The 9,804-nt window shown below is 69.7% G+C and carries 10 protein-coding genes and 1 pseudogene; 7 read left to right on the plus strand and 4 right to left on the minus strand.

Annotated elements, in window-relative coordinates:
* Positions 1-21: 21 nt before the first annotated feature.
* Both purH and CMO28_RS10295 read right to left on the minus strand, forming a co-directional pair.
* A complete protein-coding gene (gene purH, locus CMO28_RS10290; protein ID WP_296713121.1) occupies positions 22-1,605 on the minus strand; it encodes a bifunctional phosphoribosylaminoimidazolecarboxamide formyltransferase/IMP cyclohydrolase in 1,584 nt (527 codons plus the stop codon).
* A 107-nt stretch (positions 1,606-1,712) separates the two neighbouring features.
* Positions 1,713-2,741 carry a lysylphosphatidylglycerol synthase transmembrane domain-containing protein gene (locus CMO28_RS10295; RefSeq protein ID WP_296713122.1) on the minus strand — a complete coding sequence of 343 codons (1,029 nt, stop codon included), beginning with the start codon at positions 2,739-2,741 and terminating at the stop codon, positions 1,713-1,715.
* Between the two features lie 110 nt (positions 2,742-2,851).
* On the opposite strand from CMO28_RS10295, the gene CMO28_RS10300 reads away from it, so the two are divergent.
* Complete coding sequence (locus CMO28_RS10300; protein WP_296713124.1) at positions 2,852-3,499, plus strand: SOS response-associated peptidase family protein; 648 nt, start codon at positions 2,852-2,854, stop codon at positions 3,497-3,499.
* A 56-nt stretch (positions 3,500-3,555) separates the two neighbouring features.
* Here CMO28_RS10300 and CMO28_RS29625 read toward each other — a convergent pair.
* Both CMO28_RS29625 and CMO28_RS10310 read right to left on the minus strand, forming a co-directional pair.
* Positions 3,556-4,500: pseudogene (locus tag CMO28_RS29625) on the minus strand (adenylate/guanylate cyclase domain-containing protein); the annotation flags it as partial.
* Between the two features lie 97 nt (positions 4,501-4,597).
* Positions 4,598-5,317 carry a Bax inhibitor-1/YccA family protein gene (locus tag CMO28_RS10310; protein WP_014746632.1) on the minus strand — a complete coding sequence of 240 codons (720 nt, stop codon included), beginning with the start codon at positions 5,315-5,317 and terminating at the stop codon, positions 4,598-4,600.
* Between the two features lie 274 nt (positions 5,318-5,591).
* Here CMO28_RS10310 and CMO28_RS10315 point away from each other — a divergent pair, with 274 nt between their 5' ends.
* The 6 genes from CMO28_RS10315 (at position 5,592) to pqqD (ending at position 9,713) form a co-directional block, all read left to right on the plus strand.
* Positions 5,592-6,146 (plus strand): invasion associated locus B family protein, encoded by a 555-nt coding sequence (locus CMO28_RS10315; RefSeq protein ID WP_296713126.1) that lies wholly within the window; start codon positions 5,592-5,594, stop codon positions 6,144-6,146.
* A 66-nt stretch (positions 6,147-6,212) separates the two neighbouring features.
* Positions 6,213-7,478: a 23S rRNA (adenine(2503)-C(2))-methyltransferase RlmN gene (gene rlmN / locus CMO28_RS10320; protein WP_062769555.1), complete on the plus strand. Its 1,266-nt coding sequence runs from the start codon at positions 6,213-6,215 to the stop codon at positions 7,476-7,478.
* Between the two features lie 125 nt (positions 7,479-7,603).
* Complete coding sequence (gene pqqA / locus CMO28_RS10325) at positions 7,604-7,729, plus strand: pyrroloquinoline quinone precursor peptide PqqA (protein WP_014746629.1); 126 nt, start codon at positions 7,604-7,606, stop codon at positions 7,727-7,729.
* Between the two features lie 6 nt (positions 7,730-7,735).
* Positions 7,736-8,647, plus strand: coding sequence for a pyrroloquinoline quinone biosynthesis protein PqqB (gene pqqB, locus CMO28_RS10330; RefSeq protein WP_296713128.1), 912 nt, complete (start codon positions 7,736-7,738; stop codon positions 8,645-8,647).
* 17 nt (positions 8,648-8,664) lie between these two features.
* A complete protein-coding gene (pqqC, locus tag CMO28_RS10335; protein WP_296713138.1) occupies positions 8,665-9,426 on the plus strand; it encodes a pyrroloquinoline-quinone synthase PqqC in 762 nt (253 codons plus the stop codon).
* Positions 9,423-9,713, plus strand: coding sequence for a pyrroloquinoline quinone biosynthesis peptide chaperone PqqD (gene pqqD / locus CMO28_RS10340; RefSeq protein WP_296713130.1), 291 nt, complete (start codon positions 9,423-9,425; stop codon positions 9,711-9,713). Before pqqC ends, pqqD begins: the two co-directional genes overlap by 4 nt.
* Positions 9,714-9,804 lie beyond the last annotated feature (91 nt).

Raw genomic sequence — 9,804 nt, forward strand, 5'->3', positions numbered from 1 at the left:
GGGCAGGTCTGCCCCGTCCGGTCAGTGCCGGAAATGCCGCATGCCGGTGAAGACCATGGCCAGCCCGTGCTCGTCGGCGGCCTTGATCACCTCTTCATCGCGCACCGAACCGCCCGGCTGGATCACCGCGGTGGCACCGGCGGCGGCCGCCGCCAGCAGGCCGTCGGCGAAGGGGAAGAAGGCGTCGGAGGCGACGACCGAGCCCTCGGTCAGCCGGCCGGTGCGGCCCAGCGCCTGGGCGGCATCCTCGGATTTGCGGGCGGCGATGCGGGCGCTGTCGACACGGCTCATCTGGCCGGCACCGATGCCGACGGTGGCGCCGTTCTTCACATAGACGATCGCGTTCGACTTGACGTGCTTGCAGACCCGGAAGGCCATCAGCAGGTCGTCGAGTTCCTGTTCGGTCGGGGCACGCTTCGTCACCACCTTCAGGTCGGCGCGGGCGATGCGGCCGGAATCGCGGGTCTGGACCAGCAGGCCGCCGGCGATCGAGCGCACCGCAAGGCCGGGCGCCGCCGGGTCGGGCAGCGCGCCGGCTTCCAGCACGCGCAGGTTCTTCTTGGCTGCGAACACCTTGCGGGCGGCCTCGGTCACCTCGGGGGCGATGATCACTTCGGTGAAGATCTTCGCGATCTCGATCGCCACCGCCTCGTCCAGCGGCCGGTTGACCGCGACGATGCCGCCGAAGGCCGACACCGGGTCGCAGGCCAGCGCCGCCTCGTAGGCGGACTTAAGATCAGCACCCTCGGCGACGCCGCAGGGGTTGGCGTGCTTGATGATCGCCACGGCCGGCCGGTCGAATTCGGCGACCAGTTCATAGGCCGCGTCCGTGTCGTTCAGGTTGTTGTAGGACAGCTCCTTGCCCTGAAGCTGGGCGGCCGAGGTCACACCCGGGCGCGCCTCGCCGGTGACATAGAAGGCGGCCTGCTGATGTGGGTTCTCGCCATAGCGCAGCACCTGGCCACGGGCGCCGCCGACCGTCAGCCGCTCGGGCAGGGTGTCTTCGGCCTGTCCGGCGAACCAGCTGCCGATGGCGGTGTCGTAGGCGGCCGTGCGGCGATAGGCGCGGCCGGCAAGTGCCCGGCGCAGCTCGGGGGTGGTGGCCCCGCCATTGGCCTGCATCTCGGCCGTCACCGCCGCATAGTCGGCGGCATCGACCACGACCGTCACCGAATCATGGTTCTTGGCCGCGGCACGGATCAGGGCCGGGCCGCCGATGTCGATGTTCTCGATCACGTCATCCCAGCCCGCACCCGAAGCGACGGTCGCCTCGAAGGGGTAGAGGTTCACGACCACCAGATCGATATTGCCGATGCCGTGCGCGGCCATGGCCTCGCGATGGCTTTCCAGGTCGCGGCGGCCCAGAATGCCGCCATGGACCTTGGGATGCAGGGTCTTCACCCGGCCGTCCAGCATCTCGGGGAAGCCGGTCATGTCGGCGACGTCGAGGACCGGCAGGCCGGCCTCGCGCAGCAGCTTGGCCGAGCCGCCGGTGGAGACGATCTCGACGCCGCTTTCCACCAGGAAACGGGCGAAATCGACCAGACCGGTCTTGTCGGACACCGAGATCAGGGCGCGCGAAATGCGGTTGCCGGCGGGTGCCATCCGAGGGGCCTCCGTTCGATGCATCAAGGGCTTGGGATACGCCAACAGGCGATTGGCCGGGGCTATAGCAGGAAATCGCCCGCGGCGCCAGACGGGCGGCACGCAGGTCAGTCGCCCGCCGGAAGCAACCAGGCCGCCAATCCGGCGATGCCGGCGGCAAGCAGCATCAACCCGAAAGCGATCGAGACGGCGAACGCATCGGCCGCAGACAGGCCGGCAAGCGGCAGCAGGGCGACGGCGGCGCCTTCGCGCACACCCCAGCCGGCAATGGCGATCGGCAGGGTGGCGGCGGTGGCGAGCAGGATGCCGAGGGCGATGCCCGCCAGCGGGTCGAGATCCAGACCCAACGCCCGGGCCACTGCCCAGAAGGCGAGGCCGGTGAGGGCGTGGACGACGAGAGTCGGCGCCAGCAGCCGCCAGGCGAGGCGGGGGCGCCGCCCAAGCCGTGCGAGATCGTCGAGGATCCGCCCCGCCCCGGCAGCCAGCCGGGCCTTGCGGGTGGTGGCGGAGGGGCCCGGTTGCCGGGTGGGCCGGCGCCGGGCAAGCAAGGCTGCCGCCAGCACCGGGGCAAGGCCGATCACCGCAGCCGCAACCGGCAGCAGACCCAGTTCGGGGGCGGCTTCGGCATGAACGCCGATCCGGGGCAGAAGGGCGAGGGCGGCAGCGGCCGCGATCGCGAGCCCCGTCAACCCCGCGGCGCGGTCGAGCACGACACCCGAGACCAGCGCCGTCATCGGCCGGTCCGGGCGGCGGATCAGGGCGAGCCGGGCCGCATCGGTGCCGATCGAGGCGGGCAGCGCCTGGCCCAGCCCGTTGGCGACCAGCAGCGCCCGAAGCGCCGTGCGGGGGCGCAGCCGGATGCCGGTGGCACGGGCGGCCCGCCGCCAGCGATGGGCCGAGACGACGGTCTGTACCAGCACGATGGCGATCGCAAGCGCGATCCAGCCGGGTTCCGCTGCCGCCAGCCGGCTGGCGACGGCACGGCCGTCGGCATCGGGCAGGGCGATGACCAGGGCTGCGACGGTGACCGCCAGCTTGACGGCGAAGCCGCCCCAGCGCCGCCGACGCGAGGGCCGGGCGGCGGTGGTCGGGCTCTGGGCATCGAGCGCCGGTGGCGGAAGCAGGTCGGCCGTCATCCCGAAGATTATGGAGCAGGCCGGGCCCAAGTCGAGGGGCAGACGGGCTTGCGGCGATGCCGGCCGCCGCCTAGCCTGACCGGCAGATCCGGCGGAAGGGACCGAGACCCATGTGCTCGCGCTATGAACTGACGGTGAATGCGGGGAATCTGGCCGCGGTGCTTTCCCGCCTGCTGGGCCGGTTGCCGCGCCTGCCCGGCGCGCTCGACGCCGCCCTGGGCCTGCAGGCCGTCCGACCCACCGACCGGGCACCGGTGCTGCTGATCGATGCCGCGGGCGAAGCGGCGGTCGGGCTGGTGCCCTGGGGATGGCCGGCGCCCTGGGATGGCAGCCCGCTGTTCAATGCCCGGATCGAACGCCTGGCCGAGGCGCCGAGCTTCCGGCCGCATCTGGGCCGGCGCTGCCTGGTGCCGGCCACGGCCTGGACCGAGGGCCGTGGCCGCGGCCGGGTCCGCATCGGCCGCAGCGATGGCGGCCTGCTGACGATGGCGGGGCTCTATGGCCGGGATGCCGCCGGCAATCCGGCCTTTACGGTCATCACCCGGCCGGCCGTCCCCGCCATTGCCCATATCCATCCGCGCATGCCGGCGCTGATCGATGACGCCGATCAGGCGATGGGCTGGCTGGATCCGGCCACATCGGCTGCGGCGGCGCTCGGCCTGCTGGAGGCGGCCGTGGCGCCGGGCCTGTCGGTTGCGGAGGCGGCCCCTGCGGCTGCCATGCCGGATCTGTTCGGCGGCAGCGCCCCCAGCCCGTAGACCTCCAGCGGCTCGCGCCTGCCGCGGATATCGATGGGGCCCAGGGGGCGCATGGGTATCGGAGACGGGATCTGCAGGCGCCGGATCAGGTCGGCACTCGCCACGGCCTCTTCGCCGGTCGCGCGGGCATGATCGACCAGCCGGGCCGTCACGTTCACCGCATCGCCGATGAGCACGATTTCCTGGCGGATGTCGCCCAGTTCGCCCACGGCGACCCGGCCGCAATGGAGAGCCGCGCGCCAGGCCGGGACCGTGCCGTAGGTGCGCTCGTAATGGGCCGCATGCTGGGCGATGACGGCCTCGGCGAGCTGGAGCAGACGGAAGCAGCCCGCATTGCGCGCGGCACGCTCCATGGGCCAGGTGACGATGATCTCGTCGCCGACATAGCGGTAGATCTGGCCGCCGGTTTCCAGGATCGGTTCCGAGAGATCGGCATAGAAGCGGTTCAGGAAATCGAGAAAGCGCAGGGCCCCGATCTGCTCGGCGATGGCGGTGGATCCGCGGATGTCGAGGAAGAGGATGACCCGGTCCTCTTCGCGCGGATGGTGATAGCGCCCGGTCAGAAACTGAACCATCACATCCGGGCCCAGAATGCGCCGGATCTGGAAGATCAGGTTCATCAGCAGCGAGATCGCGACGGCGAAGGCGAAGCTCTCGTCCGAGATGACGCCCAGAAGGCCCTCGGCCTTTTCGGCGTCGTCGAACAGCACCGCGCCGGTATGAAGACCGAACAGGATCGAGGTGAGATAGATCCCGCTGCTGATCAGCACGGTGACGGCGGCGCGCTGGCGCCGCACGAACCGGCCGATCGCCGCCGTCGACAGCCAGGTCTCCCAGAGGCCGATCGGCAGCACGATCAGCAGGCCGGTGACCGCGCCGCGCAGCTGGGCATCCAGATCCGCGCCGTAGTTGAGGCTGTAGAGAAGGCCGTCGATCAGGCCGATCGCCAGGATCACCAGGAAGATCCGGATGCGGAAACGCTCGCGATGGGTGAGGGTCATCGGGTACCGGGTGCGGCGGTGCTGGGGGCAGACAGAAGAAGAGCCCGCCTCAAGGAGAGGCGGGCCCGATCATAGCACGGATCAGCGATCCCGAGCGTCAGTTGCGCTGGCTGCCCATGAACTGCAGCAGCAGCATGAACAGGTTCAGGAAGTCGAGATAGAGCCGGAGCGCGCCCATGACCTTGAGCTTGCCCGCGGTCTCGTCATCCATGTTCGCCGCATACATCTGCTTGAGCTGCTGGGTGTCGTAGGCGGTAAGGCCGGCGAAGATCAGCACGCCTGCGACCGAGACCACGAACTGCAGCATGGTGGAGCCGATGAACAGGTTCACGAGGCTGGCGAGGATGATGCCGATCAGCCCCATGATCAGGAAGGAGCCGAGCCCCGACAGCGAGCGCTTGGTGGTATAGCCGTAGAGGCTGAGGCCGCCGAAGGCCGCTGCGGTCACGAAGAAGGTCCGCGCGATGCTGGAGCCGGTATAGACCATGAAGATGGTCGACAGCGACAGCCCCACCGAGGCCGCGTAGAGCCAGTAGAGGATCTGGGTTGTGGTCTTGCTGAACCGGTTGATGCCGGCCGACAGCGCCAGCACGAAGCCCAGCGGTGCCAGAATGGCGACCCAGCGGAAGCCGGTGCCCATGATCGCCATATAGACATCCGGCGAGCTTGCCACCGCAATGGCGACGATGCCCGTCAGCGCCAGCGCCGAGGCCATATAGTTGTAGATGCCGAGCATATAGGTGCGCAGCCCGGCATCGAAGGCCACCGCCCTCGACGCCGCCCCCGCGTCGTATGCCCTGCGGGTGTCGTAGGCCATGTGCCGCATCCTTGAAAACGTTTATGGGCCTGTGCGATAACCCCCGTGGCCGGGGGTCCGCTGCAAATATGGCCGGGCCCGGCCGGCCGATCAAGGGAGGCGGCCCTCCCGATCCGTGGCAACATCCGGACCCGTGCTTGAAATCCGGCCCCGTCGGGACCAGTCTTTCCGGGTCCGGCCGGCGGCTTCGGCGATATGTATCGGGGCCGCCCCCGCGTCGCACTGCCTTTTCCCCTGCCCCGCTTCGGTGGACCCACCAACCTCCGGTGATCCGATGAACCGTCCGTCCGCTTCCGCCTTTCGCCGTCTTGCCATGGCCGCCGTCGTGGCGGCCGTGGGTCTTGTCGCCCTGCCCGCGACCGGCGTCGCGCCGGCCCAGGCGCAGGAAATCAGCCTGCTTGGTACCTTCGGCGACTGGACGGCGTTCAAGTCCGGCTCGGGCAAGGCCGTGTCCTGCTGGATCGCGAGCGCGCCCAAGCAGCGCCAGGGCGAGGTGAAGGGCCGCGGCGATGCCCGGGTGATGGTCAACCGTCGCAACAGCGGCGGCCGGATGGTCACCGAGGTCAGCGTCTTCGCAGGCTACGCCTACAAGCCCGGCAGCGAGGTGGCCGTGACCATCGGCGGCAACAACTTCTCGCTGTTCACCGACGGCGAAACCGCCTGGGCCCGCGATGCCGACACCGACCGCAAGCTTCTGGAGGCCATGCGTGCCGGCGCCAACATGGTCGTGAAGGGCACCGCCCGCGAGGGCAGCGTCTCCACCACCGACACCTACAGCCTGAGTGGCGTTACCGCCGGCATGAGCGAAATCGCCAAATGCGGCAGCTGACGCCCGCCTGCGGCAGCTGATCCCGGCTGCCGCTGTCCGACACCTCCAACCCTGGCAGACCTTTCCATGACCATCGTCGTCCAGCCGGTGCCCGAGGGCACCACCGCCACCGCGGCGCTCCGGCGCCCGGGTGCGGCCGAAAAGATCGCGCAGACCACCGCCCCGGTCACGCTGGTGCCCGGCGACGGCCGGCGCACGCTGATCGGGCTGGACCGCCAGGAACTGGAAGCCGAGATGGCGGCCCTGGGCGAGAAGCCGTTCCGGGCCAAGCAGCTCTGGCACTGGATGTATTTCCGCGGCGCCCGCGACTTCGACGACATGACCAATGTGCCGAAGGCGTTCCGGGCGAAGCTGGCCGAGCATTTCGTCATCGGCCGGCCCGAGATCACCACCGACCAGCTGTCGAGCGACGGCACGGCCAAGTGGCTGCTGCGTTTCGCCGACGGCCGCGAGGTGGAAACGGTGCACATCCCCGATGACGGCCGCGGCGCGCTCTGCGTCTCGTCGCAGGTGGGCTGCACCCTGACCTGCAAGTTCTGCCATACCGGCACCCAGACCTGGGTGCGCAACCTGTCGGCTGCCGAGATCACCGCCCAGATGCTGGTCGCCCGCGACCGGTTGGGCGAATGGCCGACGCCGACCGATGCCAACCGGCTGATCTCGAACATCGTCCTGATGGGCATGGGAGAGCCGCTGTACAATTTCGATGCGGTCGCCAAGGCGATGCGTATCGTGATGGACGGCGAGGGCGTGGCGCTGTCGCGGCGCCGGATCACCCTTTCCACCTCGGGCGTGGTGCCGATGATGCAGCGCTGCGGCGAGGAGCTGGGGGTCAATCTGGCGGTGTCGCTGCATGCGGTGACCGACGATGTCCGCGACGTGCTGGTGCCGATCAACCGGAAATACCCGATCGCCGAGCTGATGGAGGCCTGCCGGACCTATCCGGCCGCCAGCAATGCCCGGCGGATCACCTTTGAATACGTCATGCTGAAGGGCGTGAACGACAGCCTGGCCGATGCCCGCGAACTGGTCCGGCTGCTCGACGGCATTCCGGCCAAGGTCAATCTCATCCCGTTCAACCCCTGGCCGGGCTCCACCTTCGAATGCTCGTCCTGGACCCAGATCCGCAATTTCGCGACCTATCTGAACGATCAGGGCTATTCCTCGCCGGTGCGCACGCCCCGTGGCCGTGACATCCTGGCCGCCTGCGGCCAGCTGAAATCGGCCAGCGAGCGGGCCCGCAAGAGCCGCGAAACCGTGGCTGCCCCCGAGCCCGAGGTGATGGACGCAGCCGAGCGCGAGGCAATGGCGGCGGCGCTCGCCCTGCATTGAGCGCGGCTTCCGGGAACGGCTTCTGGGAACCCGCCCGGCTTTCCGCAGGTTGGGGGTGTCGACGGCGCATGGCGGCTCCATATGGAGTCGGGTGGGCCACACACCTCTCGCGGAGATCCTGCATCATGAACTGGACCACACCCCAGATCGTCGAGACCCGGATCGGCATGGAGATCAACGGCTACATGCCGGCCGATTTCATCACCCCGGAAGACGCGACCGACGCGGAGACCACTGGCGCCGAAGGCTGACGGCGGGTGCGGATCCTCGTGCTCGGTGCCGCGGCGGGTGGCGGCTTCCCGCAATGGAACTGCCGCTGCCCGGTCTGTGCGCTGGCCTGGGCGGGCGATCCGCGGGTGCGGCCACGCACCCAGTCCAGCCTGGCGCTCTCGGGCGATGACGGCCGGTCCTGGGTGCTGCTCAACGCCTCGCCCGATCTTCGGGCCCAGATCCTGGCGACGCCGGCCCTTCATCCGGCAGAGGGGGCCCGGCACAGCCCGATTGCCGAGGTGGTGCTCGCCAATGGCGATGTCGACCATACGGCTGGCCTGCTGAGCCTGCGCGAGCGACAGCCCTTCCGCCTGCATGCGGCCCAGGCCACGCTGGACATCCTGGCCGCCAACCGGATCTTCGACGTGCTGGCCGAGGATATCGTGGCGCGGCAGCCGCTGCCCCTCGACCGGCAGGTCGATCTGGCGGGCGGGCTGACGATGACGGCCTTTCCCGCCCCGGGCAAGGTCCCGCTCTATATGGAAAGCGGTACGGTCGATCCGGCGGAGACGGTGGTCGAAGATGGCCGGGTGCTGGGTTTCGTGTTCGCAGCCGGCGGCCGGCGGGCCGTGTGCCTGCCCAATTGCGCCGCGGTCCCCCCCGCGGTGCTGGCGCGTGTGCGGGGGGCGGATGTGCTGGTCTTCGACGGCACCACCTTCACCGACGACGAAATGCCGCGGCTCGGCCTGTCGCCCAAGACGGCCGCGCGCATGGGGCATCTGGCGATCGACGGGCCCCGGGGCTCGCTGGCCGGCCTTGCCGATATCCGCGCCGGCCGACGGGTCTATGTCCACATCAACAACACCAACCCGATCCTGATCGAGGGCGGGCCCGAACGCCGCCTGGTCGAGGCGGCGGGCTGGGAGGTCGCCCATGACGGTATGGAGATCGTGCTGTGAACGACCCGCTACCCCGGATCGATGCCCCGCTGACGCCTGACGGGCTGGAGGCGGTGCTGCGCGAGGTGGGGCGGCGGCGATATCACGACCGCCATCCCTTCCATCGCCGCCTGCATGGCGGCGGCTGCACGCGCGCCGAGGTCCAGGCCTGGGCGCTGAACCGGTATCTTTATCAGGCGGCGATCCCGCGCAAGGACGCCACCATCCTGGCCCGGATGGAGGATCCGGCGCTGCGCCGGGCCTGGCGGCAGCGGATCATCGATCATGACGGCGAGACGGAGGGCGAGGGCGGTATCGCCCGCTGGCTGCATCTCACCGATGCGCTGGGGCTGAACCGGGCATTGGTGGTCTCAGGGCGGGCCGCCCTGCCGGCGACGCATTTTGCAGTCGAGGCCTATGTGCAGTTCTGCGCCACCCGGCCGCTGCTCGATGCGATCGCCTCGTTGCTGACCGAACTCTTTTCGCCCAAGGTGATCGGCGAACGGGTGAGCGGCATGCTTGCCCATTACGACTTCGTCGACGACCGCGCGCTCGCCTATTTCACCGCCCGGCCGCCCCAGGCGGAGCGCGACGTGGTCTTCGCCCTCGACCATGTCCGCCGCCATGCCACCACCCTGGAAACCCAGCGGGCGGTGGTCGAGGCATTGATCTTCAAGACCGGCGTGCTCTGGGCGCAGCTCGATGCGCTCTGGCACGGCTATGTCACCGGCCAGCTGCCGCCCGGCGCCTGGGATCCCGACGCCTGGGCCGGGCCCGATGCCGACCGGGTGTGGACATGAACGGTGGCGAGCTGCCCGATCCGTCCGCACGGCCGCGCCTGGCCCGCGGCGTTCGGCTGCGCCAGGACCCGGTGCGCAACCGCATCATTCTTCTGGCGCCGGAAAGCGTGATCGAGGCCAATCCGAGCGCGCTGGCGGTGCTGAAGGCCTGCACCGGCGAGGTGACCATCGCGGCCATGGCCGCGGATCTGGCCGCCCGCTTTGGTGCCGATAGGGCCCTGGTGGAGGCCGACATCCGGCGGCTGATCGCCGATCTGGTCCGGCGGCGCCTGGTGGTGCTGGCATGAGATACCGTCACGCTGAGCAAGCGCTTTTTTCAGTCGGCGAGCTTTGGCACGAAGGGTTTTCGAGCCTTGGCGACGGCGTAGACGGCGACGA

The organism is Tistrella sp. (assembly GCF_002684955.1).
Classification (GTDB): Bacteria; Pseudomonadota; Alphaproteobacteria; order Tistrellales; family Tistrellaceae; genus Tistrella; species Tistrella mobilis.